General features: G+C 69.9%; 21 protein-coding genes. 13 read left to right on the forward strand and 8 right to left on the reverse strand.

Annotation, left to right across the window (positions count from 1 at the left end):
* Positions 1 to 52: 52 nt before the first annotated feature.
* The 9 genes from AB0M48_RS38200 to AB0M48_RS38240 are packed head-to-tail and all read left to right on the forward strand — an operon-like array spanning position 53 to position 10,220.
* On the forward strand, positions 53 to 1,198 hold the full coding sequence (locus tag AB0M48_RS38200; RefSeq protein WP_363851788.1) for a DegT/DnrJ/EryC1/StrS family aminotransferase: 1,146 nt from the start codon (positions 53 to 55) through the stop codon (positions 1,196 to 1,198).
* On the forward strand, positions 1,195 to 2,313 hold the full coding sequence (locus tag AB0M48_RS38205; protein WP_363851791.1) for a DegT/DnrJ/EryC1/StrS family aminotransferase: 1,119 nt from the start codon (positions 1,195 to 1,197) through the stop codon (positions 2,311 to 2,313). The genes AB0M48_RS38200 and AB0M48_RS38205 overlap by 4 nt, the downstream gene beginning before the upstream one ends.
* Entirely contained in the window at positions 2,313 to 2,957 is a 645-nt protein-coding gene (locus tag AB0M48_RS38210) for a class I SAM-dependent methyltransferase (RefSeq protein WP_363851794.1), read from the forward strand. The genes AB0M48_RS38205 and AB0M48_RS38210 overlap by 1 nt, the downstream gene beginning before the upstream one ends.
* Positions 2,954 to 3,886, forward strand: a complete 933-nt coding sequence (locus AB0M48_RS38215; RefSeq protein WP_363851797.1) for a UbiA family prenyltransferase — start codon at positions 2,954 to 2,956, stop codon at positions 3,884 to 3,886. Before AB0M48_RS38210 ends, AB0M48_RS38215 begins: the two co-directional genes overlap by 4 nt.
* A complete protein-coding gene (locus AB0M48_RS38220) occupies positions 3,883 to 5,148 on the forward strand; it encodes an NAD(P)/FAD-dependent oxidoreductase (RefSeq protein WP_363851800.1) in 1,266 nt (421 codons plus the stop codon). Before AB0M48_RS38215 ends, AB0M48_RS38220 begins: the two co-directional genes overlap by 4 nt.
* Positions 5,149 to 5,159: 11 nt before the next feature.
* The gene (locus AB0M48_RS38225) at positions 5,160 to 6,635 is read left to right on the forward strand and encodes a class I adenylate-forming enzyme family protein (RefSeq protein WP_363851980.1); all 1,476 of its coding nucleotides are present in this window, start codon (positions 5,160 to 5,162) and stop codon (positions 6,633 to 6,635) included.
* Positions 6,626 to 7,408, forward strand: coding sequence for a class I SAM-dependent methyltransferase (locus tag AB0M48_RS38230; protein WP_363851803.1), 783 nt, complete (start codon positions 6,626 to 6,628; stop codon positions 7,406 to 7,408). The genes AB0M48_RS38225 and AB0M48_RS38230 overlap by 10 nt, the downstream gene beginning before the upstream one ends.
* Entirely contained in the window at positions 7,405 to 8,772 is a 1,368-nt protein-coding gene (locus AB0M48_RS38235) for a CoA transferase (RefSeq protein ID WP_363851806.1), read from the forward strand. The genes AB0M48_RS38230 and AB0M48_RS38235 overlap by 4 nt, the downstream gene beginning before the upstream one ends.
* Positions 8,769 to 10,220, forward strand: a complete 1,452-nt coding sequence (locus AB0M48_RS38240; protein WP_363851808.1) for a class I adenylate-forming enzyme family protein — start codon at positions 8,769 to 8,771, stop codon at positions 10,218 to 10,220. Before AB0M48_RS38235 ends, AB0M48_RS38240 begins: the two co-directional genes overlap by 4 nt.
* Before the next feature lie 37 nt (positions 10,221 to 10,257).
* On the opposite strand, the gene AB0M48_RS38245 is transcribed toward AB0M48_RS38240, so the two are convergent.
* Entirely contained in the window at positions 10,258 to 10,941 is a 684-nt protein-coding gene (locus tag AB0M48_RS38245; protein ID WP_363851810.1) for an alpha/beta fold hydrolase, read from the reverse strand.
* Positions 10,942 to 11,052: 111 nt separating this feature from the next.
* On the opposite strand from AB0M48_RS38245, the gene AB0M48_RS38250 reads away from it, so the two are divergent.
* The gene (locus tag AB0M48_RS38250; protein ID WP_363851813.1) at positions 11,053 to 12,045 is read left to right on the forward strand and encodes a WYL domain-containing protein; all 993 of its coding nucleotides are present in this window, start codon (positions 11,053 to 11,055) and stop codon (positions 12,043 to 12,045) included.
* 524 nt (positions 12,046 to 12,569) lie between these two features.
* On the opposite strand, the gene AB0M48_RS38255 is transcribed toward AB0M48_RS38250, so the two are convergent.
* The 5 genes from AB0M48_RS38255 to AB0M48_RS38275 all read right to left on the reverse strand — a co-directional run bounded on the left by AB0M48_RS38255 (position 12,570) and on the right by AB0M48_RS38275 (position 17,995).
* Positions 12,570 to 13,559, reverse strand: a complete 990-nt coding sequence (locus AB0M48_RS38255; RefSeq protein WP_363851816.1) for a pectate lyase — start codon at positions 13,557 to 13,559, stop codon at positions 12,570 to 12,572.
* Positions 13,556 to 14,548: a right-handed parallel beta-helix repeat-containing protein gene (locus AB0M48_RS38260; protein ID WP_363851819.1), complete on the reverse strand. Its 993-nt coding sequence runs from the start codon at positions 14,546 to 14,548 to the stop codon at positions 13,556 to 13,558. The genes AB0M48_RS38255 and AB0M48_RS38260 overlap by 4 nt, the downstream gene beginning before the upstream one ends.
* 19 nt (positions 14,549 to 14,567) lie before the next feature.
* Positions 14,568 to 15,530, reverse strand: coding sequence for a right-handed parallel beta-helix repeat-containing protein (locus tag AB0M48_RS38265; protein ID WP_363851822.1), 963 nt, complete (start codon positions 15,528 to 15,530; stop codon positions 14,568 to 14,570).
* A gap of 13 nt (positions 15,531 to 15,543) precedes the next feature.
* The gene (locus AB0M48_RS38270; RefSeq protein ID WP_363851825.1) at positions 15,544 to 16,566 is read right to left on the reverse strand and encodes a pectate lyase; all 1,023 of its coding nucleotides are present in this window, start codon (positions 16,564 to 16,566) and stop codon (positions 15,544 to 15,546) included.
* A 325-nt stretch (positions 16,567 to 16,891) separates the two neighbouring features.
* The gene (locus AB0M48_RS38275; protein ID WP_363851827.1) at positions 16,892 to 17,995 is read right to left on the reverse strand and encodes a pectate lyase; all 1,104 of its coding nucleotides are present in this window, start codon (positions 17,993 to 17,995) and stop codon (positions 16,892 to 16,894) included.
* 696 nt (positions 17,996 to 18,691) lie between these two features.
* Between AB0M48_RS38275 and AB0M48_RS38280 the strand changes: the two genes are divergently transcribed.
* Positions 18,692 to 19,093 carry an STAS domain-containing protein gene (locus tag AB0M48_RS38280; RefSeq protein ID WP_363851830.1) on the forward strand — a complete coding sequence of 134 codons (402 nt, stop codon included), beginning with the start codon at positions 18,692 to 18,694 and terminating at the stop codon, positions 19,091 to 19,093.
* Positions 19,094 to 19,169: 76 nt separating this feature from the next.
* On the opposite strand, the gene AB0M48_RS38285 is transcribed toward AB0M48_RS38280, so the two are convergent.
* Complete coding sequence (locus tag AB0M48_RS38285) at positions 19,170 to 20,558, reverse strand: lysine 2,3-aminomutase (RefSeq protein ID WP_363851832.1); 1,389 nt, start codon at positions 20,556 to 20,558, stop codon at positions 19,170 to 19,172.
* A 130-nt stretch (positions 20,559 to 20,688) separates the two neighbouring features.
* Here AB0M48_RS38285 and AB0M48_RS38290 point away from each other — a divergent pair, with 130 nt between their 5' ends.
* Together AB0M48_RS38290 and AB0M48_RS38295 are read left to right on the forward strand one after the other, a co-directional pair.
* On the forward strand, positions 20,689 to 21,153 hold the full coding sequence (locus tag AB0M48_RS38290) for an FxsA family protein (RefSeq protein WP_363851835.1): 465 nt from the start codon (positions 20,689 to 20,691) through the stop codon (positions 21,151 to 21,153).
* Positions 21,150 to 21,710: a GNAT family N-acetyltransferase gene (locus tag AB0M48_RS38295; protein ID WP_363851838.1), complete on the forward strand. Its 561-nt coding sequence runs from the start codon at positions 21,150 to 21,152 to the stop codon at positions 21,708 to 21,710. Before AB0M48_RS38290 ends, AB0M48_RS38295 begins: the two co-directional genes overlap by 4 nt.
* Here the strand turns inward: AB0M48_RS38295 and AB0M48_RS38300 are convergent.
* Complete coding sequence (locus tag AB0M48_RS38300; RefSeq protein WP_363851841.1) at positions 21,707 to 22,102, reverse strand: SsgA family sporulation/cell division regulator; 396 nt, start codon at positions 22,100 to 22,102, stop codon at positions 21,707 to 21,709. The two genes, AB0M48_RS38295 and AB0M48_RS38300, sit on opposite strands and share 4 nt — an antisense overlap.
* Between the last annotated feature and the right edge of the window lie 4 nt (positions 22,103 to 22,106).

A 22,106-nucleotide genomic window follows, 5' to 3' on the forward strand; every position in this document is an offset into this window, starting at 1 on the left:
TCGCCGTCCTGATCGGCTGCCCTACGCTCGGAAACGATCATTCGCCGCGGAGGTGGGTACGCTGTCGATCCCTTTCCACACACAATCGGCCACATTCTCGGAACTGTGGCCCGCGACCCGACGGAACATTGTCGACGTGATCGAGAACGGCAAGTACTCGCACGGTCACAAGGTCGCGGAACTGGAGTCCGCGCTGGCCGCCTACACCGGCGCCCGTTTCGTCATCGGGGTGAACAGCGGCACGGACGCGCTGGTGCTGCTGCTCAGGGCGGCCGGTCTGCGGCCGGGCGACGAGGTGGTCGTTCCCGCCTTCTCGTTCGTCGCATCGGCGTCGTCGGTCGTGCTCGCGGGCGGCCGGCCGGTCTTCGCCGACATCGAGCCCGACGGGTACGGCATCGACCCCGCCTCGGTGGCCGACGTCGCCGGCGACCGCACCCGGTTCGTCATGCCGGTACATCTGTTCTCGCAGCTCGCGGACGTCGACGGGGTGCTCGGCGTCGCCGGGCGGCTCGGTCTCGCGGTGGTCGAGGACAGCGCCGAGGCGATCGGGATGCGGCACCGCGGCACGCATGCCGGCCTGCTCGGGGCGGGCGGCGTGCTGTCGTTCTTCCCGACGAAGACGCTGGGCGCGATCGGTGACGCCGGCGCGGTGCTCACGAACGATCCGCGCGTCGCCGGCACGGTCGACGCGCTGCGCCACCACGGCCGGTTCGGGCGCACGATCGACAACTTCCCCGGTATCTCGACCGAGACCGGGCTGCCCGGGATGAACAGCAAGATGGACGACATCCAGGCCGCGGTGCTGCTCGCGAAGCTCACCCGGCTGGAAGCGGACATCGCCCGCCGCGCGCTGCTCGCGGCGCACTACACGGAGTCGCTCACAGGGCTGCCCGGCGTGCGCAAGCTGCCCGCGGCCCGTCCAGGTGGCGTGTTCTACGTCTACGTGATCGAAGTCGAGGCGCGCGACGACCTGGCCGCGCACCTGTCGGCGCAGGGCGTGCAGACCGAAGTCTATTACCCGGTGCCCCTACACCTGCAGCCTTGTTTCCGCGACCTGGGACATCGTTCCGGTGATTTCCCGAATGCCGAGGACGCGTGCCGGCACACCATCGCACTTCCTCTTTATCCCGACATGTCCACAGCGGACGTGGAAAAGGTGTGCGGCTCCATTCGTGACTTCTACCGAGGTCGATCATGACCCTGCCGTTCTTCCCGCCCGACCTCTTCGACGGCGAGCGGGACGCATTGCTGGACATCGTCGAGAACATCGGATCGGCGCCGGAGCAGAAGTTCATCCTCGGCGCGCACACCGCCCGGTTCGAGGAGGTGATCCGCGACTCGGTGGGTGCCGCCGACGCGATCGCCTGCGGCAGTGGCACCGCGGCCCTGTCTCTGGTGCTGCGTGCGATGGACGTGGGCCCCGGCGACGAGGTGATCGTGCCCGCGTTCGGCTGTGCGCCGCTCGCCGCCGCCCCCGCGATGCTCGGCGCCGTCCCGGTCTTCGCCGACGTCGACCCGTGGACGATGGTCGCCGATCCCGCCGAGATCGAGCGGCTGATCTCGCCGCGCACCAAGGTGATCATGCCCGCGCACATGTTCTCGGTGATGGCCGACATGCCCGCGATCCGCGCGATCGCCGACGACGCGGGCGTCCGGCTGCTCGAGGACTCCGCCGTCGCGCAGGGCGGCGTGCTCGGCGGCACGCCCGCCGGCATGTGGGGTGACGCGGGTGTCTATTCGTTCGTGCAGGTCAAGACGTTCGGCATGCCGGGGGAGGGTGGCATGGTCGTCACCGCGGACCCCGGACTCGGCGCGGTGGTGCGGATGCTGCGCAACCACGGCCAGGACGGCAGGACGCGGTTCGTGCACCACCGCATCGGCTACAACAGCCGGTTCGACGAGATCATGGCCGCGTTCCAGCTGCACCGGTTCGCCACGCTGCCCCAACGGCTCGAACGGCGGGCGCGCATCGGCGAGTACTACACCGAACGCTTCAGCGAACTGGCCGGCTGCGGGGTGCTCGCGCCGCCACCTGTCAGCGACGGCCGGTGCTACTACGTCTACTCGTTGCTCGCCGAACGCCGGGACGCGTTGCGCGATCACCTTGCCGCACAAGGCATCGGATCGCACGTCTACTACCCGGCGGCACTGCCGCGCCAACCCGCGTTCGCCCCGTACGCCAGCGGCGGCTCCTGGCCGGCCGCCGATCTGGCCGCACGCCGCACGCTGGCCATCCCCATCTACCCGCATCTGACCGATGCGCAGGTCGAACACATCGCGGACGCGGTGTGCCGATTCGCCAAGGAGTCCTGATGAAGGTCCAGGCAACGCAGGTTCCCGCACCGGACGAGATCGCGGACGAGTGGCGCAGGCGGGCAGACCGCCCCGGACTGACCCGTGTCATGCGCGCCTCGCAACCGGTCGAGCTCGCCGAGGCCACGACCGTTCGCACCCGTCAGCTCGTCACGCACCACCTGCGTTCGCTCGGCCCGATCCGCTCGGCGCTGGAGATCGGCTGTGGCATGGGCAGGATCACCCCGGCCATCGCCGCGCAGGCCGACGCCGTGACCGCGATCGACATGACTCCGCGCATGCTCGAGCTGGCCCGCGCGGCCTGCGCCCACCTGCCGGGCGTCGAGTTCCGGCAGGCCGCGGTCCAGCGGCTTCCGTGGCGGGACAAGAGGTTCGACGTCGCGGTCTGCGTGTGGGTGCTGATGCACGTGCTGGACGACGACGAGATCGCCAGGGCGTGCCGCGCGATCGCGGGCGCGGCACGGCACCTGGTGCTGGTGGAGTACGAGCACGCGGACATCCCGGTCGGCCGGTACTCGCGGCTGCGCGACCTCGGCGACTACCTCGCCCTGCTGCCGGGTTCCCGGCTGGTCGAACGGCACGAGCTGACCTACGGCGGCGACCGCTCGTTCGCCGCGCTGATCGCGTTGGAGGACCGGCGATGACGACGTTCACCGCGACCACGCGCACGCGTGGCACCGCCTACTTCCGGCTCGCGAAGCTCGACATCCTCGACTACTACCTCGGCGTGGTCGTGGTGTGGACGTTGCTCGTCCCCGCGCTGCGGTTCGACGCGGGCGTGCTCACCACCACCGGGGTGTTCCTGCTGGGCGAGGTGTTCGTGATCGCCGCGATGGTGGCGCTCGACGACCTCACCGGGTACCGGGACGGCAGCGACGTCACGAACTACTCGCCGGACGACCTCGCCCGCAGGCGGTACCGCAAGCCGCTGGTGGCGGGCACGCTGACCGAGGACCAGGTGCTGCGGTTCGCCTGGGTCACCGGCGTGATCGGCGCGCTGCTCTGGCTCGCCGCCATCGCGATCGCACCACACACTCCACTGTGGACTCTTGCGTTGATCGCCGTCACGTACTTCTTCTCGCTGCAGTACTCGTGGGGCGTGAAGCTGAGCTACCACGGCTTCCAGGAGTTCTTCATCGCCGGGCTCGGCTGGGCGCTGGTGCTCGCGCCGTACGGCCTCGCCACCGGCCGCATCGACGGCTTCGTGCTGGCCCAGGCGCTGCTGTTCGGGCTGGGACCGCTGCTGTTCGGCGTGTACTCCAACACCAACGACGTGGCGGGGGACCGGTCGGTCGGCAGGCCCACCGTGGCGGCGCTGACCTCACCGCGCGGCAACATGTTCTTCGTCATCGCGGTGTCGGCGGCCGAGGTCGCGCTGATCGCGGCGGTGCCCGTGCTGGGCGGTCCCTGGTGGTTCCCGCTCGCGCTGCTGCCGACGATCCTGCTGCGGATCAGGCAGGTGTGGATCGGGTTCGCCCAGCACGACATCCTGCGGGCCAGGATGCTCGGCATCCGCGTCCACCGGATCACCGTGCTGGCACTGGTCGTCGTGAACCTGGTGGTCTTCACGTGACCGACCTGGACGTCGCCGTCGTCGGCGCCGGCGTCGCGGGGCTGACCACCGCGTTCGCGCTGCGGGCCTCCGGCCGTGAGGTGCGGGTGTTCGAGGCGGCCGAGGTCGTGGGCGGCCGGATGACGACGGTGCGCGAGGACGGCTTCCTCATCGACACCGGCGCCGAGCAGATCCCGGAGACCGGCTACCCGGAGACGTGGAGGCTGCTGGCAGAGCTCGGCATCGACCGCGGCGCGGTGCCCAGGATCGGGCGGGGCATCGCGATGTGGCGCGGCCGGGCGCGGCCGGGGGTCGCGAGCACCCGCGGGCTGCTCAGCGGGGCAGGACTGTCCGTGCGGGCCCGGCTGGAGCTGCTGCGGTTGCTGCGCGGGCGGTTCGACCTGGAACGCCCGGAGGACTCGTCGCACGCCACGGTCGCGCAGGCGTGCCGGGGTGACCTGCTGGACTACCTGTGCCAGCCCGTCGTGTCGGGGTTCTTCGGCTGGGACCCCGGACGGTCCGCCATCGCGCCGTTCCTCGCGCTGCTCACCTCGATCGGCCCGGCGTCGGCCTGGCGGACCTACCGCGACGGCATGGACACGCTCGCCCGCGCGCTCGCCTCGCGGGTGGACGTCACCACCTCCGCTCCGGTCGACCGGGTGGTCGACGACGGTTCCTCGGCGCGGATCTTCCTGGGCGGCAACGAGATCAGTGCCCGCTCGGTCGTGCTGGCCGTACCCGCCCCGGTGGTTCGCCTCGTGCACCCGGAGCACGGATCGGAGTTCATCGACGCGTGCTCGTTCTCCTCGGTGGTGAAGGCGCACCTGCTGCTCGACCGTCCGCTGGGCCGTCGTGACTACGCGGTGCTCGTCCCGACCGCCGAGAACGGCACGGTGTCCACGATCATGTTCGACCACCTCAAGCATCCCGGTCGCGCGCCGGAGAACCGCGGCCTGGTCACGGTCATGGCTCACCCGTCGGTCGCGGGGGAACTGCTGGCGGCACCCGACGCGGAGGTGGCGGCGCGACTGGTCGACGCCGCCGAACGCCTGGTGCCCGGTCTCCGCGCGGCGACCGGCAGGGCGATCGTGCGGCGGTTCCGGCACGCGCTGCCCGAGGCGACCCCGCGGGCGCTCGCGTTGCGCCCGGAGTTCGAGGCGGGACTGGGCGGGGTCGTCGACTACGCCGGTGACTGGGTCTACCTGAGCCCGTGCAGCGAGGCGGCGGTGCGGTCCGGCCTGCGCGCGGCGCATCGCCTGACGAGGAAGGAGGAGCGGGTGTGAAGCCACACGACATGGGCACGTTGTTCGAACAGTGCTCCGGCGCGGCGACGATCGTGCGCCTGGACCGGCCGTTCGACATCGCACCCGGCGGCGGCGACACGTACACCGTCGCGCAGCTCGCCGATCTGGTCCTCGGCGCCGCGGGGTGGCTGCACGAGGCGGGGGTGCGGCCCGGTGACCAGGTCGCCGTCGTCAAGCGCAACCACTGGGACTACGACCTGCTGGCGTGCGCGGCGGTGCGGCTCGGCGCGGTGCCCGCGTTGCTGTCCGGCCACCTGCCCGGCGACACGCTGGAGACCCTGGTGAAGCGCCTCGATCCGGCGCTGGTCGTCACCGACCGGGAGATGAGCGCCCCGAGGGTGCTGCGGATCGACGAGTTCGCCGCCTCCCGGCCACCCTCGCCCCACCGCAGGCACGACGACGATCCGTTGATCATCAACCACACCTCCGGCACCACCGGCCTGCCCAAGCTCGTCGTGCACACCACCAGGACGATCATCGACCGGCTCGCGCGGCCGGAGTCGGTGCGGTGGCCCGTCATCGGCACGCGGCGCGACGACGTGATGGGCAACGCCAGTTCGTACGCGCACGGCCGCACTTTCTGCTGGACCGCGTCAGCGCTGTGCCTCGCGCCGCGCGAGATCGTGATGCTGAGCGATGCTTCCTCGGCGGCACGGATGTTCGCAGCGCACCCGCCGACGGTGCTGGAGGCGCTGCCGGCGGCCTACGTGCGCTGGCGGTCGCTCGCCGCCGGGCCGGACAACCCGTTCCACGCGGTCCGCCGGTTCGTCAGCACCTACGACGCGATGCACCCACCGGTGATCAGAACGATGCTGCACGCGTCGCACCACCGGCGTCCACTGTGGATGCAGGGCTGGGGGCAGACCGAGACCGGACCGCTGTCGTTCCGGTTCCTCACCCGGCGCACCGCGCACACGACCCGCGACCTCGGCAGGCCGATGCCGGGAATGGCCAGGCTGCGCGTGGTCGACCCGCAGACGCTGGAGCCGGTGCCGCGCGGCACCGCGGGGCTCGTGCTCGCACGCACCCGCGCCCGGTGCGCGGGCTACGTCGGGGAGCAGGACCGCTGGGAGGCCAAGGCGGCCGGGCCGTGGTGGAACACCGGTGACCTCGGCATCGTCAGCCGCACCGGCGCGGTGACGCTGCTGGACCGCGAGGTCGACACGGTGGCAGGACTCAGCTGCCTCGCCGTGGAGGACACCGTCGAGGACCGGCTGCCCGGCGTGGCGGAGTGCGTCCTGCTCGCCGCGTCCGGACGACGCCCGATTCCCGTGGTGGTGACCGACACCGAGCTGGACCTGAACGAATGGCGGTTCGCGGTCGCGGACCTGCCGCTGATGGCCGAACCCGTGGTGCTGCGCTGGGACGACGTGCCGCGGACCGGAACCGGCAAGGTGCGGCGACTCGAACTGCTGGCGCGGCTGGTGGGCGCCGCCGACACGAACAGCCCCGGGAGGTGGACGTGACCACGACCTACGTCTTCGACAACCACAGCGTGCACGCGACCGAACAGCACCGGTGTCTCAGCGAGGCGTACGACCCGATCACGCTGGCACGGCTGGCCGAGACCGGTGTCGGTCCGGGCTGGCGCTGCCTCGAGGTCGGCGCCGGTGGCAGCACCGTCGCACACTGGCTCGCCGCCCGCGCCGGCTCGGTGCTCGCCACCGACATCAAGCCCGAGCACGTCACACCGGCACGCGGGCTCACGGTCCTCCAGCACGACGTCGTGCACGACCCGTTGCCGGACAACGAGTTCGATCTCATCCACGCACGGCTGGTGTTGCAGCACATCCCGGAACGCGAGGCCGTGCTGCGCAAGCTGGTGCGCGCGTTGAAACCCGGCGGCTGGCTGCAGGTCGACGAGTTCGACATCTCCTACGGCCCGGTGCTGCTCGCGCCGGACGAACGCGCGGCCGAGCTCTACGAGACGTTCCTCGCAGCCAAGGAACGGACGTTCCGCGCCGCGGGCGGGGACGGCACGTGGGGCAGGCGGGCCGCCGCGTCGATGGTGGCGGCGGGGCTCGTCGACGTCGACCCGGTGCCCGCGCTGGTCCCGTGGCGCGCGGGGTCGCCGGGTGTGCGGCTGCTGGTGCACCACACGCATCACCTGCGGGACAAGCTGATCGCGGCGGGCATGACCGACGAGGAGCTCGCCGGGGTGCGCGCGGTGATGGCGGACCCGCGGTTCCGCGCCTCCTCCTGCGTCGTCTACTCGGTGCACGGAAGGCGGCCCGCGTGACGCTCTCGCTCGACGTGGTGTCCGTGGCGGGGCCGGTCGGCCTGCCGCTGGCGGGAGAACAGGACGTGCAGGCCGCGTGCGGGATCATGCACGTGCACGGCCGCCGGTTCGGCAGACCGATGCCGCTCGGCCTCGACTACGCCTCGATCGTCGCGGCGGAACTGGCGGAGCTGGGCGCCCACGCGCTGACGTTCGCCCAGGCGCGGGGAATCCCGCTGCACGCGGTGTCCACCTCGCTGGCTCAGGCCGCCCTGCTCGCCGTCGCGCAGTACCTCGCGGCGGCGACGGCGGACGACCCGCCTGAACCGCACTCGCCTGGCGGGCCGCCGTTCCACTCGGCGGAGGGGATCGCGTTCGAGATCGAGACGCTCGATCCGGCGGTGTGGCAACGGTTCTGGGCCGCGTTGAGCGCGGACGACCGTGCCGTGTCCCGCGGGTGGCGGCCGTTCCTGCACCGGTTCGCGACCGCGACCTGTCCGCTGCCCCTGCTGGCCGAGGTGCTCGCCGCACAGCCGATGGCGTGCATCGCCGATGTCGCCCGCGGCACCGGCATGACGCTCGTGCGGGTGTCGGACCAGCCGGTCGAGCACCTGCCCGCCTTCGTGCTGAGCGGTGCGGGTGGCGGCCACCCGCGTGGCAGGCCCTCCGGGCTGCTCCCGTTGTCAGGGCTGGTGGTGCTCGAGTCGTGCCGCCGGGTGCAGGGGCCACTGGCCGGGCACCTGTTGCGACTGCTCGGCGCGACCGTGCTGCGGATCGAGCCGCCAGGCGGTGACCCGTCACGCTGGGTGCCGCCGATGGCCGGTGGCACGTCGGCCCGGTTCCTCGCGCTGAACCGGGGCAAGGACGTGGTCGAGATCGACCTGGGCACTGCCGGCGGGCGGAGGGAGGCACTTGATCTCGCGGCGACCGCGGACGTCTTCCTGCACAACTGGGCGCCGGGCAAGTCGGAGCAGTGGTCGTTGCGGCACGCCGATCTCGCGAGGGTGCGGCCGGGGATCGTGTACGCGCACGCGTCGGGCTGGGGTGCCGAGCTGGGCCCGAACCCGCCGCTGGGCACGGACTTCGTCGTGCAGGCCCACAGCGGGGTTCCGCCGTCACTGATGACGATCGTCGACGTGTTCGGGGGAGTGGTGAGTGCGCACGGCGTCGTGGCCGCGCTGGCCCGCGGTGCCACGGGGGCCGACTCGTCGCTGTTGTCCGCGGCCAGCAGGATGAACGCCCGCGCGCGGCGCCGATGCGCCGAACCGCTGACCGTGCCGGTGTGCGACCACCTGGCGGCGCTCGCCGCGGACCCCCGCTTCGCCCGTGCCCTCGTCAGGGACGACTGCGTCCTGGTCCGCTCGCCGTGGGAGTTCACGTCATGACGTGGGTGTCGTCCACCGGGACGGTCCTGCGCGACCTGGTCCCCGCCCGGCTACGCCGCGACTGGGTCGCCCGAGGGCACTGCCCGGACCGCGACCTGCACTCGCTGTTCCGCGACCGGGTCCGGGAACATCCCGACCGCACAGCGCTGATCGACGACGAGGGCGAACTCTCCTACGCCGAGCTGGACCAGCTCGTGCAAGCGCTTGCCGCGCGGCTCCCGTACGGCACCACCGACATCATCGGCGTGCGGGAACCCGACGGACGTGCCGCCGTCGTCGCCGAACTGGCGGTGCTGGCCGTCGGCGCGGTGGTGCTACCGCTCCCCGCGGGCGCCGACGCGTTGCTCTCCCGCGCCGGCGCGAGCGCGCTGATCGCGGACGGGGTCGTGAGCGGAAGGGAGAGCACCGCGAAACACGCACGACCCCACCCGGAGGCGCCGGCGAAGATCCTGCTGTCGTCCGGCTCGGAGGCCGAACCGAAGATGGTCGCGTACTCGCACAACGCGTTCGCCGGCGGGCGCGCCAACTACGTGCGAGCCCTGCACCGCGGGCACCCGGCTCCCCGCGACCTGGTGCTCGTCTCGCTCACCTCGTCGTTCGGTTCGTTCGGAGTGCCGATCACGCTGTGCTGCCTGGGCGGCACCCTGATCGTCACCCGGCGGTTCGCACCGGACACCGCGTTGCGGCTGATCTCCGAGCACCGCCCGACGCACGTGTTCGCGGTGCCGACGATGTGGCACCGGCTGGCGGACCACCCCGCCGACGCCGACTTCTCCAGCCTCGTCGCGCTGGTGTCGAGCGGCGACGCGCTGCCGCCCGCGACCCTCGCCGCGTGCCGCGTGCGGTTCGGCGTCGACATGATCACCGTGTACGGCTCGTCGGATGGAGTGAACTGCCACACGACGACCCCGGAGAACGGCGCGGGCGTCCCGGACCCCGCGGTGTGCGACATCCGGATCGTCGACGGCGAGATCTGCGCGCGGGGCCCGATGACGCCGCTGTGCCACGTCGGCGCGCCCGAGTCGGACGCCCGCCACCGCCTCGACGGCGGCTGGGTGCGCACGGGCGACCGCGGCCACTTCGACGGTGCGGGCCGGCTGCACGTCACCGGCAGGGCGAAACGCGTGGTGATCCGCGGCGGCTACACGATCAGTCCCGCCGAGGTGGAGCTGGCGATCGGCGCCCACGCGTCCGTCGGCGAGGTCGCCTGCGTGCCGGTGCCGGACATCGAGATGGGCGAACGGCTCTGCGCGGTCGTGACCATCCGCAATGGACAGAGCCTCGACCTTCCCGGCCTCACCGCGTTCCTGTCCGCACGGGGACTGGCGAAGCCCAAGCTGCCCGAGTTCCTGCTCGCCGTGCCCGAACTGCCGGTCGGCCGCACCGGCAAGGTCTGCCACCGCACTCTGGCGCGGATCGCCGCCGATCGATGTGAAGCAACCGCATGACGCGCGCTGGAAGGCGAGTGCGACCACTACGCGTGCATCAGGCCGTGCCGGTCGCCGCGAGGAGCCGGGCGAGCTCAGCGGGCTTGGTGTGCATGGGCCAATGGCCGGAGTCGAGGTCGACGAAGTCGAGGTGCTCGACCCGGGCGAGTTCCGGCACGTCACCCGCGTCGATCCACTCCTCGGCCTGGGCGGGGGTGAACTCGGGACAGATGACCACGACGGGAACCTTGAAGCGTCGCTCGTCGGTCAGCCGCACGATGCCCGTGGCCACACCCTCGGGAACGGGGATCGCGGTGGCGGCGAACGTGCGCCTGGCCTCCTCGTCGAGGTCGGCCGAGTCCGGTCCTTCGAACGGCGCCCAGCCGGGGAACGGCATGACGCCGTCCCGCAGTTCGAAGAAGTCGGCGTAGGGCTTCCCGTCGGCGGCCGGGAAGCCACCGATGAGCACGACCGCGGAGATCTTGTCCAGCCGCGCGTCCGCGGCCATCCAGGCCAGGGTGCAGGCGGCCGAGTGCCCGACCACCACGGGCTTGCCGGAGGTCGCGTCCACGGCGTCGAGCACGGCCGCCACCTGGTCGTCGAGTGTGGCGGCGGCAGAGCCGTCTCCCTGGCCGGGAAGGGTCAGCGGCACGGGCCGGTGACCGAGCGACCGGAGTGCTGACGCGACGTCGTCCCAGGCTGATCCGTCGAGCCACAGGCCTGCGATGAGCAGGATGTCCACGAGCTGTTCTCCCTCTTCAGTACGGCGTCGTCGCCGCTGTGCGTCGTCACGCTAGAGCCAATTCCGGACGATCTGCTTCCGGTTGCCGGGGTGATCTCCTACCCTGCCCGAGTGCCGAGCGATCTCAGCCCTACCGCCAGGGCACTGCGCGCCCTGGAGATCCTCCGGACGCGCCCCGGCACGACGGCCGGCCAGCTCGCCGAGCGCCTGGGCGTCACGGAGCGCGCCGCCCGCCGCTACATCGGGATCCTGCGAGAGGCGGGCATCCAGGTCGAGTCGACTCGCGGCCCGCACGGCGGGTACCGGCTCCGGCGCGGAACGAAGCTGCCGCCGATCGTGTTCACCCAGGCCGAGGCGCTGGGACTGGTCATGGCGGTGCTCGACGGCCAGCCGGCCGCCACCGAAGCCGGCGACCCGGTCGGTGCGGCGCTCGGCAAGGTCGTCGAGGCGCTGCCCGAGAACGTCGGCCGCCAGGCTGCCGCGCTGCGCGAGCACGCCACAGCCGCGCCGGACCGGCACTCGGCCAGCCCGGATCCCGCCCTCACCGGCGCACTGGTCGCCGCCGTCGCGGCCAGGCGCCGGGTGCTGATCGCGTACCGGAGCGAGGCTGGCAACGCGTGGAAGTCCGAAGTGGACCCGTGGGCGGTCGTGGTCCGCCACGGGCGCTGGTATCTGTTGTGCCACTCCCATCGGGCGGACGCGATCCGCACTTGTCGAATCGACCGGATCCGCACGGTCGGGCAGACCGAGCACGAGTTCGTGCCACCCGACGACCTCGACCCGGTCGCGGCGCTGGAGGAGAACCTGGGCACGGGCTGCGAGTTCCCCACCCACGTCGTCTTCGACGCGCCGCTGACCGAGGTGGCACCCTGGATCCGGCCTCCCATGGGACGGCTTCACCCGTCGGGGGAAGGGTGCGTGCTCCTCGGCAGCACCAGCAATCCCGCGATGTACGCGCAGGAGTGGCTCGCAGCCGTGCCGTTCGACTTCCGGGTCCAGGGTGGAGACGAACTGCGTGCCGCGGTCGCGGAGGTCGCGACGCGCTTCGCCGCGGCCTTGGTGCCGAAGGACGAATCAGCGTCCGCGGCCCCGCGTGCACACTGACGCTCCCGAATGCCTCGTTCACAACACCGGACGGCCTGTCGTCCGGCGTCGAGCGGACCCAGGAGCCAGCTGCCCGCGGAGTCCGGGGCGTCGTCGAAGTAGTACTCCCGGATGGCTTCGAGCACGTCGTCGGTGGTGACGAGGCCCTCGGCGCTCCGGTCGAGCCCTGCGGAAGGCCTCTCGCGCGTCGGCATCGGAAGGTTCATCAGCGAGCCGGTCCAGCGCGCGTACTCGTCGGCGTTCAGCTTCCCGTCGTGGTCGGTGTCCGCGATCGACATGATGGCGTCGAGGAACGGCCGGTATCCGTCGTCGAACGAGGCGGGTGTGGCCAGCAGTCCCGCGGCGAAGGCGGCCTTGTACTCCGCTACGCCGATGCGGCCGTCGCTGTCGGTGTCGGCGGCCGCGGCCAGGTGCTCCCACAGCTGCACGCACAGGTCGGCGAGCCGTTGCCGGGCGGGCGGTTCCGGTCCGTGGCCGAACGCCTCCGGTGCGGGCGGCCGCGGGCCGCCCGCACGTCGGCGGGCTCAGATCTTGCCGGTTCCCGCCCCCTGGGTCACCAGGGCTTTCACGTTCGCCGGCGTGTCCAGGGTGTAGGCGTAGTAGCCGCGCGGGTCCTCCACGCTGCCGCCCACCACGGGCTTGCCGCTGTTGACGTAGACGTTGTTCCGCTCGACGATGCTGCCCTTCGGGCCCGAGTAGCTGTTCGTCATCGGCTCCTCGACGTTCTCGAAGTAGTTGCCCTCGACCCAGCAGCCGGACTTGTTCTGGCAGGCGACGCCCGTGTCGCTGTTGGCGACGTAGTAGTTGTTGAACACGTGCACCGGGTTGCCGAAGCGGGTGCGCGGGTTGCGCTGCGGCGTCCGGTCGAAGAAGTTGTGGTGGTAGGTCACCTTGAGGTGTCCGGTGTCCTGCGCGGCGTTGCCGTCGTCGTGGCCGAGCAGCATGTTCTTGGTGTGGTGGTGGGTGTGGTTCCACGACACGGTCACGTAGCTGGACCCGCGCTTGATGTCGATCAGGCCGTCCTTGCCCGCGGACAGGTCGTTGTGGTCGATCCAGACGTGGTGGGAGAACATCTGCACGTTGATCGAGTCGTCGCTGGCGTTGCGGAACACCAGGTTGCGGATGATCACGTTGTGCACGGCGTTCGCCGGGGGCGTGGTCACCGAGCTGACCGGCAGGCCGATGTTCAGCCCGCCACCGGTGATGCCGGAGCTCGCGCCGACACCGATGATCGTCTTGTCCGAGGACACGTCGTACATGCCCGCCGCCAGCGTGATCATGCCCTGCACGCGGACCACGCGCGGTCCGTCGGCCTTGATGGCGGCGGTGAAGTCGGCCGCCGTGGAGACCGTGACCTCCGGGCCGCCGGCGCCGCCGGTGGTCCCGCTCTGGCCGAGCGCCGTCACCGAGGCGAACCCGATGGGCACGGCCTCGGCGGCGGCGGACGCGGTGGCCACCGACGTGGCACCGCCGACGAGCACCGCGACGAGCGCGAGAGCGCTTGTCCTCCTCATGAAGTCCTCCGTTGGACTCGGCCGACGCCCGCGCCCGCGGTGACGAGCGCTGGTACGTCGGCGGCGTTGTCGAGCGAGTAGGCGTAATAGGTGCGAGGTTCGACGACGGTGCCGAGGGTCTGCGGGGTACCGGAACCGACGTAGACGTTGCCGCGCTCCACGACGCGGCCCGGTCCGCTCTTGTCGTAGCCGGACAGGACCGGGTGGGCGACGTTCTCGAAGTAATTGGCCTCGACCAGGACCCCGGCGTCCTCTGTGGACGCGACGCCGTAGAGGGAGTTGCCGCGGTAGTAGTTGTTGTAGACGTGAACGGGCTCGGCGAACCGCACGCGCGGGTGCCGCTGGTCGGTGCGGTCGAAGAAGTTGTGGTGGTAGGTGACGCGCAGCTTGCCGCGGTCGGCGGTGTAGCTGTCGGAGTGGCCCAGCAGCGCGGCCTTGCTGTGGTCGTGGAAGTGGTTCCACGACACCGTGACGTAGTCGGACTGCCGCTTGATGTCGAGCAGGCCGTCGAAGCCGCGCGACAGGTCGCAGTGGTCGATCCACACGTGGTGCGCGGAGTTGGTGACGCTGATGGAGTCGTCCGAGGCGTCGGTGAAGCGCAGGTTGCGGATGATCACGTTGTTGCCGGGACGGGTGGTCGAGCCCAGTTGCAGCCCACCGCCGGTGATCTCGGCGGTGGAGCCGATCCCGAAGATCGTCTTGTTCGCGACGACGGTCAGCATGCCGTCGACCTCGATGCGGCCGGACACCGAGATGACGTAGGGCTCCTTGCGCCCGACGTAGTCCCGCAGCGCCGCCGCGGTCGTCACGGTGACGGCTTGGCCGCCCGCGCCGCCGGTGGTGCCGTTCTGGCCCAGCGCGGTCACGCCCGCGAAGCCGTCGGCCACGGCGTCGGCGGCCGGGCCGGCCCACGCGGCGCGCGACGCGGTGGTGGCGAAGGCGGTCAGCGCCGCGCCCGCGAGCAGCCGTCGTCGGTTGATGGGGCTCATGGTGGTCCTCCGCGTCCTGTCAGATCCGGCCGACGCCGGCGCCCGCCGGAACGATGCCGGGCAGGCTGGCGGCGCTGTCGGGGGTGTAGGCGTAGTAGGTGCGCGGCTCCACGACGGTGCCGAGCGTCTCGGGTGTGCCGGAGCGGACGTAGACGTTGCCGCGCTCGACCACGCGCCCCGGCCCGCTCTCGTCGTAGCCGGAGTAGATCGGGTGGGGGACGTTCTCGAAGTAGTTGGCCTCGACCAGGACTCCCGCGTTCTCGGTCGACGCCACGCCGTAGAGGGTGTTGTTGCGGAAGTAGTTGTTGTAGACGTGGACCGGCTCGCCGAAGCGGACCCGCGGGTGCCGTTGCGCGGTGCCGTCGAAGAAGTTGTGGTGGAACGTCACCCGGAGCTTGCCGGTGTCCTGGCCCGCGTTGGAGTCGGAGTGGCCCAGCAGCGCGGTCTTGCTGTGGTCGTGGAAGTGGTTCCACGACACGGTGATGTAGTCCGCGCCGCGGACGATGTCGATCAGCCCGTCGGCGCCGCCGCTGAGGTCGCAGTGGTCGATCCAGACGTGGTGCGAGGACTGCTGGATGCTGATCGCGTCGTCGTCCGCGCCGGTGAACCGGAGGTTGCGGATGATCACGTTCTGCCTGCGGTACAGGTCGAGGCCGCCGCCGCTGATCTCGGCGGTCGAGCCGAGCCCGATGATCGTCTTGTTCGACCGCACGCCCTGCTTGCTGCTGATCCGCATGACCCCGTCGACCTGGATGACGTACGGCTCGTTGCGGTCGCAGTAGTCCAGGAACGCGTCCGCGTCCCGCACCGTGACGACCGGGCCGCCCGCGCCGCCGGTGGTGCCGTTCTGGCCGAGCGAGTTCACCCCGGCGAAGCCGTCGGCGGTGGCGAGCGGAGCCGCCCACGCGGGCTTGGTGGTCGTGGCCAGCGCGGTCGCGGCGGCACCCGCGAGGAGCGCCCGTCGGCTGATGCTGCTGCTCATGTGCCCGTCCTCCTCAGACTCGGCCGACACCCGCACCGGCGGGCACGACGGTCGGGACCTCGACGGCCCGGTGCGGTGTGTAGGCGTAGTAGGTGCGCGGCTCGACGACGGACCCGCGCACCTCGATCTCGTGGTTGCACTCGACGAGGACGTTGTCCCTGGCGACCATCCGGCCGAGGTCACCGCTGAAGTCGACCCGGCCGGGGTTGTTGACGCTGAAGAAGTAGTTGCCCTCCAGCACCACGCCCGCGTTCATCGCCGACGCGACGCCGTAGCTGTTGTCCCGGTAGTAGTTGTTGTAGACGTGCACCGACTCGCCGAAGCGAACTCGCGGGTTGCGCTGATCGGAGCCGTCGAAGTAGTTGTGGTGGTAGGTCACCCTGAGGCGGCCCACGTCCTGCGCCGAGTTGTCGTCGTCGTGCCCGAGCAACAACGTCTTGTCGTGGTCGTGGAACCTGTTCCAGGAAACGGTGATGAAATCGGACCCGCGTTTGATGTCGACTGCTCCGTCATCACCGTTGGAGAAGTCGTTGTGGTCGATCCAGATGTGGTGGCTGAACATCTGCACGTTGATCAGGTCGTCGGTGGCGCCGGTGATCGACAGGTTCCGGATGATCACGTTGTGCACCGCGTTCGCGGGCGGCGAGATCACGTCGTCGTCCACCGGGAGCCCGATGTTCAGCCCGCCGCCGACCAGCCGGGCGTCACCGCCGAGTCCGATGATCGTCTTGTCGGAAGCGACGTCGTGCATCCCGTCCCTGGTGCCGGTGGGCAGCGCGATCGTGCCGCGGACCTGCACCACCAGTGGTTCCGGCCGGGCGATGTAGTCCAGGAACTGCGCGGTCGTCGTGGCCGTGACCACCGCGCCCCCGGCCCCACCGGTGGTTCCGCCCTGCCCCAGCGCGGTCACCCCGGCGAACCCGTCGGCGGCGGGCCCGGCCGCCGTGGCGGAGGGTGCCCCGACCGCGGCGGCCACCACGGCCACCGCCACCGCGACCCGTGCGAGGGCGCGTTCGTACCCGACGTGCGTCCGCATTTGGATGGTCCTTTCGGGAATACGGCTTGCGTCGCGGCGGCGGCGTGGAGAAATCACTTTCCTGATTCGGACCATAAGACTTGTGTTTCCGGCGTGTCAACGCCGCGTCACATATGAGAACCGGTTCACATACGTGGTCTTGCCGATTGCTTTTCAGTGGTGTTCGAATAGGCCTTTCGGCCGAATAATTCGAACTTGTGTCGAATAGTGTCGAATGAATTCGACTGAAGCGGGCGAAGCGTGAAGCCCTTGGTTGATCATTCCTCTTGCCGCAGAGGAAAGATCGAACCAAGGGCTTCAGCTGATCAGTTGTGGATCAGCTCTCTCAGCAGCTGCCGTCCGACTCCCTCAGGCCCGTGCCGGCGCCCGCCGTGCGGCTCACGACGTTCGGCACGCAGCCGGCCTGGTCGAGGGTGAAGCTGTAGGGCACGGAGACGGTGGTCGTGGACCTGACGTCGGGACCGGCGGGCTTGTGATCGCTGCTCGGGGCGGACCACGTCACGTTGTCGAAGACGTTGCCGCTGACCTGCCAGTAGCCGGCCTCGGTGGTGTAGAAGGTGCCGAGGACGTCGCGCGAGTTCTTGAAGTAGTTGTTGTCCACCTTGGCCTTGGCGCCGGCCCGGGAGTTGATGCCGGACTCGTTGAGGCTCACGTAGTGGTTGTTGTACATGTGGGCGATGCCGCCCCGCAGCAACGGCGCCCGGGAGTCGATGTTCTCGTACAGGTTGTGGTGGTACGTGATGAACCCGTTCGAGCGGTCGCTCTCACTGGACCCGACCAGCCCGCCGCGGCCGGAGTTGCGCAGGGTGCTGTAGGACAGGGTCACGTACTGGGTGTTGTTCTTCATGTCGAACAGGCCGTCGTAGCCCTCCGACTCACCGCCGGACGCCAGAAGGTCGACGTGGTCGACCCAGACGTTGCGGACGTTGCTCTCCATCCCGATGGCGTCGCCGCCGTTGGACGTGGGGGAGCCCGACTTCTTGACGTTCCGGACGGTCACGTTCCGGATGATGATGTTGCGGGACTCGCGGATGTGGATGCCCACCTGGTCGAAGACGGCGCCGCCGCCGACGCCGATGATGGTGACGTTGCTGATCCGCTTGAGCTCGATCACGCCGGCGGCGGTCTCGCAGCTGTTGCCCGAGACCTTGGCGGTGTTGCCGTGGTTGATCGTGCCCGAGACCTCGATGGTGATCGGCGTGCTGCTGCTCGCCCGGCCGCACAGGGCCTGGTGGATCTGGGTTCCCGTGGTGGCCCGCACCGTCGCCCCACCCTGGCCTCCGGTGGTGCCGCCGTTCTGGGACGCGTAGCCGGTCGCGACGCCGGCCGCCGCCGACGCCGGTGACATCGCCAGCACCGCGCTGGTCGAGGTCGCGACGGCCAGCGCGGCCACGACCGCGGGGATCCGCCATGCGACTGATCGTTTCATTTCGTCTCCTGCGTCTTCGAAGGTTGGACGGATCGCACTCGCCGGCGGCGGGTCGGTCGGTGCGTTCGAAGCAGACCGACGCCCCGGCTGCACGGGTTGATTGCAGCCGGACGACGTCGGTGGTTTCAAAACGGAGGCGACGCCAATACCTGACGAATCACCGGTGATTCGCTTTGTTGTGCGCTTGTCCGTACGCAGACTCTTGCGTCGCCTCCTTGCGAGCAGGATTGTCTGACGGATTCCCAGCGACGCTGATCGGGGTGTCAGCCGGAATCAGCGGCCCTGGGAACGCTCCCAGCGAGTATTGCGCAACAGTGCGTGACAGGCAACAAAATTCACGGTTATGAACACCGAACGACTTGATCACCCGAGTGCAGCGCGGCTTCCTCGATGATTCACGGATATGAAAAAGGGATTGCAGCGCATCAACTTGCTGATTTGCTGTTCGAATTGGAAGGTGGCTGCGGGAGAGCGAGGTGCGCCCTGGTCGAATCGAATGGCCGCATCGTTCGACTCGAGTGAATCGTCGAGTGAGAGCACGCTGCGAGTCGCCCGTGAGCTCGTTGGTCTCGACCAGGCAGCAAGCCCGCCAGGAGGACGTGCGCAGCGTCGAAACGCCGAGGAACCGCGGTGATCGTGCCGGGTGGCGTCGCAGTTCGTAACATCGGTGACAGGACAACGGTCGGGGATCTATAAGTGAGGTATGCAGTGACTTCAGGCGAGACGGCGTCGATGGCCACCATGCAGGCCAGCGACCATGACGGCGTGCTTGTCGCTGTCATCACCGGTGAACTCGACATGATCAGCGTGGACGGAGTCGGGACAGCCCTGTTCGAGCACCTGGCCAAACGGCCGGACGGCATGGTGGTGGAGCTGGCCGTGGAGTTCATGGGCTCGTCTGCGTTGTCGATGCTGCTGGAGCTGCACGGGCGGGCCCAGCGCGAGGAGGTGGAGTTCGCCATCGTGGCCACGGCGGTGGCGGCGGCGCGTCCCCTGATGGCCAGCGCCCTGACCCAGGTGCTACCCGTGGCTCCGTCGGTGGACGAGGCCGTGAAGTCGATGCAGGAGAAACGCAAGCCGAGCCAGCAGCTCAGCTGACCCGAACATGATCAGGTAAACACGCCGACGGGGCCGCCTCCGGAAGTTCTCCCGGAAACGGCCCCGTCGACACCTGTCAGGCCTGGTCGGTCCACCACTTCTGGCCGGCCTCGCCGAGCGTCGAGATCGGGTCGTAGTAGGGGTAACGCCGGTCCAACGCCTCCGGGTCCTCGAGCTCGATCCCGGTGCGGTAGTTCTTGGTCCAGTAGGAGATCCCGAGCTCACGGTCGTACTCGGCGAACTGGTGCACCCACCGCTTCCCGACGTACGGCACGTCGCACACGATGCGAGGCGTCGCATACCCCGGCAGATACCCCATGATCGCGTGCTGCAGCTCCTGCGCCTCCCAGACGGACACCCTCCAGTGCTCCGCGTTGGGGATCATGTCGCACATGTAGAAGTAGTACGGCAGGATGTTCGCTTCCCCTTGCAGCGCAAAGCAAAGGTCCAGCAGGTCGTCCGACGTCGCGTTGACGCCCTTCATCAGAACGCCCTGGTTGCGCACGTCCCGCACACCGACTTCCAGTGCGGTGCGGGCGGCCTCGGCGACGAGAGGAGTCACGGACTGGGCGTGGTTCACGTGCGTGTGGATCGCCAGGTTCACGCCGCGCCGGGAAGCCGTGCGCGCGACACGTTCCAGGCCCTCGACGACGCGCGGCTGGAGCCAGTGCTGGGGGAGACCGGCGAGGGCCTTGGTGGCCAGGCGGACGTCGCGCACCGTCTCGATGTCGAGCAGGCGCATGAGGAACGACTCGAGTTGTGGCCACGGCACGTTCGCCACGTCGCCGCCGGAGACCACGACGTCGCGGACTCCCGGGGTCTTCTTCAGGTACTCGATCATCTGGTCCTGGCGGTCGACCGGCTTCAGCGAGAGCTTGTGCTTGTCGATCAACGGCGTGGAGTTGCCGACCAGGTCCATGCGGGTGCAGTGCCCGCAGTACTGCGGGCAGGTCGACACCATCTCGGCCAGGACCTTGGTGGGGTAGCGGTGGGTGAGGCCCTCCACCACCCACATCTCCGCCTCGTGCAGCGAGTCGCGCTGGGAGTGCGGGTGCGACGGCCAGTGGGGGTCGCGGTCCGACGAGACCGGCAGCATGTAGCGGCGGACCGGGTCGTTCAGGAACGCCTCGGTGAAGGCGTCGGGAGAAAGTTCGGCGTCGACCGCCATCGTGTTGAACATCTGCGGCGGGATCAGCATCGACATCGTCGCGAAGGCGTCCATGTCCTTGGCGAGGTCGTCGTAGAACCTGTCGGTCAGCAGGTCGCCCGCGACCTTGCGGAGCTGCTTCACGTTCTTGACGCAGTTCACCCGCTGCCACTGGGCGTCGCGCCACTGCGCCTCGGTCACGTGGGACCAGCCGGGGAAGCGTCGCCAGTCTGGTTCGACCAGCTCACGGCGGACGTACGTGTACGGCTGGCGGTCCAGCCGCTCCAGCGCCGTGGGGGCGTCGTGCACCGCGGTCATCCGTACTCCTCTGCGTCGAGGTCGCGTAAAGATATCCTGTCATACCGCTAGCTCGCCGTAAATATTTCAGATCAAGCCCTGGTCGAGGGCCGGTCGGGAGCAAAGACGCGCCGTTGTGCGTTGAACGGGCATGCCCCTCTTCGCGCTGCTGCTGCTCGGGATGTTCGCCGAGATCGCGGTCATGGTCGCCGTCGGCAACGCCATCGGCGGGCTCTGGATGATCGCGTTGCTCCTGCTCGGCACCCTCGTCGGACTGTCGCTGGTGCGCCGTCAGGGCGCGCAGACGATGGCCGCGTTCTCCCAGTCGGTGTTCCAGCGCCAGCAGCCCCACCAGGAGATGGCGGACGGCGTGCTGATCGCGGCGGCCGGGGCGTTGATCATGGTTCCGGGCTTCATCAGCGACGTCGCCGCGTTGTTCCTGCTCTTCCCGCCCACGCGCAAGCTCGTGAGCCGGCGGATCGCGCGCAAGGCGGAGGCGGCGGCGCTCAAGTTCGAGCACGAACGGCGCTTCGGTGCCGGTCAGGTCGTCGAGGGCGAGGTCATCGACGTCGACGCCGACCCGGTCGTCATCACGGAGCGGCGCGAGATCCGGTGATCCGCGCGTACCGGCCCGCCGACCTGGACGCGCTGTACGACATCTGCCTCGACACCGGCAACGGTGGCCTCGGCGCGCGTCACCTGTTCGACGACCCACGCCTGATGGGCCACGCCTACGTCGGCCCGTACGTGGCGTTCGAACCCGACCTGGTGTTCGTGGCGGAGGACGACGAGGGAATCTGCGGCTACGCGCTCGCGGCGTCCGACACGGAGGCCTTCGAGGACCGCTGCGACCGCGACTGGTGGCCTGACCTGCGCATCCGCTACCCGCTGACGCCGAATGCGAACCGGATCGTGCAGCAGATTCACCACCCGGCCCGTGCCGATCTGATGGTCGCGGGCGACTATCCGGCGCACATGCACGCGAACCTGCTGCCGCGCGCGAAGGGCAAGGGGTTCGGTGGCGCGCTCGTACGCAGCGTGCTCGAACGCCTGGAGAAGGGCGTTCATGTGCACGTGCGGCACCACAACACACACGCGGTCGGCTTCTGGGAGCACATGGGCTTCCGCGTGGTCGACTCCGCGGACAAGCTCGTCCTGGGACTGCGCCTCTAGCCGAGGAGGTCCTTCACCAGCAGATCGAAGTCGACGACCTCACGACCGGCCGGGACCGCCGCGTAGGTCGAGTCGAGGAACCGCCGCAGCTCGGCCGCGGACAGGTGGAACACCGCGTGCGAGTCCTCGGTCAGCAACTCCAGCACGAGCACGTCGCCGTCGCCCGGCCGCAGCCGCACGTCCCCGAGCCCGGCCGGCGACAGCAGCCCGTCCGCGAGCAGTTCACGGCCGACGAGCCAGGTCGACTCCTGGTCGCGCGCCTGAAAACGCAAGGTCACGGCGTGCGGATCGTCTGAGCGGTACTGGAAGTCGACGTTCATCGGCTCGACCGAGCCGTCCGGCCGAATGAACTCAACGACGGTGGCTGTGCCGACCCGGGTCTCGTTGAACATCGCC

Origin of the sequence: Lentzea sp. NPDC051208 (assembly GCF_040682435.1) — a bacterium.
Taxonomy (GTDB): Bacteria; Actinomycetota; Actinomycetes; order Mycobacteriales; family Pseudonocardiaceae; genus Lentzea; species Lentzea kristufekii.

What these genes read in the sequence shown, in the direction of transcription:
- AB0M48_RS38215 (WP_363851797.1), top strand. Translation starts at nt 2,954, where the DNA reads ATGACGACGTTCACCGCGACCACGCGCACGCGTGGCACCGCCTACTTC.
- AB0M48_RS38270 (WP_363851825.1), bottom strand. Translation starts at nt 16,566, where the DNA reads ATGCGGACGCACGTCGGGTACGAACGCGCCCTCGCACGGGTCGCGGTG.
- AB0M48_RS38255 (WP_363851816.1), bottom strand. Translation starts at nt 13,559, where the DNA reads ATGAGGAGGACAAGCGCTCTCGCGCTCGTCGCGGTGCTCGTCGGCGGT.
- AB0M48_RS38275 (WP_363851827.1), bottom strand. Translation starts at nt 17,995, where the DNA reads ATGAAACGATCAGTCGCATGGCGGATCCCCGCGGTCGTGGCCGCGCTG.
- AB0M48_RS38265 (WP_363851822.1), bottom strand. Translation starts at nt 15,530, where the DNA reads ATGAGCAGCAGCATCAGCCGACGGGCGCTCCTCGCGGGTGCCGCCGCG.
- AB0M48_RS38225 (WP_363851980.1), top strand. Translation starts at nt 5,160, where the DNA reads ATGGGCACGTTGTTCGAACAGTGCTCCGGCGCGGCGACGATCGTGCGC.
- AB0M48_RS38290 (WP_363851835.1), top strand. Translation starts at nt 20,689, where the DNA reads ATGCCCCTCTTCGCGCTGCTGCTGCTCGGGATGTTCGCCGAGATCGCG.
- AB0M48_RS38285 (WP_363851832.1), bottom strand. Translation starts at nt 20,558, where the DNA reads ATGACCGCGGTGCACGACGCCCCCACGGCGCTGGAGCGGCTGGACCGC.
- AB0M48_RS38210 (WP_363851794.1), top strand. Translation starts at nt 2,313, where the DNA reads ATGAAGGTCCAGGCAACGCAGGTTCCCGCACCGGACGAGATCGCGGAC.
- AB0M48_RS38205 (WP_363851791.1), top strand. Translation starts at nt 1,195, where the DNA reads ATGACCCTGCCGTTCTTCCCGCCCGACCTCTTCGACGGCGAGCGGGAC.
- AB0M48_RS38240 (WP_363851808.1), top strand. Translation starts at nt 8,769, where the DNA reads ATGACGTGGGTGTCGTCCACCGGGACGGTCCTGCGCGACCTGGTCCCC.
- AB0M48_RS38300 (WP_363851841.1), bottom strand. Translation starts at nt 22,102, where the DNA reads ATGTTCAACGAGACCCGGGTCGGCACAGCCACCGTCGTTGAGTTCATT.
- AB0M48_RS38260 (WP_363851819.1), bottom strand. Translation starts at nt 14,548, where the DNA reads ATGAGCCCCATCAACCGACGACGGCTGCTCGCGGGCGCGGCGCTGACC.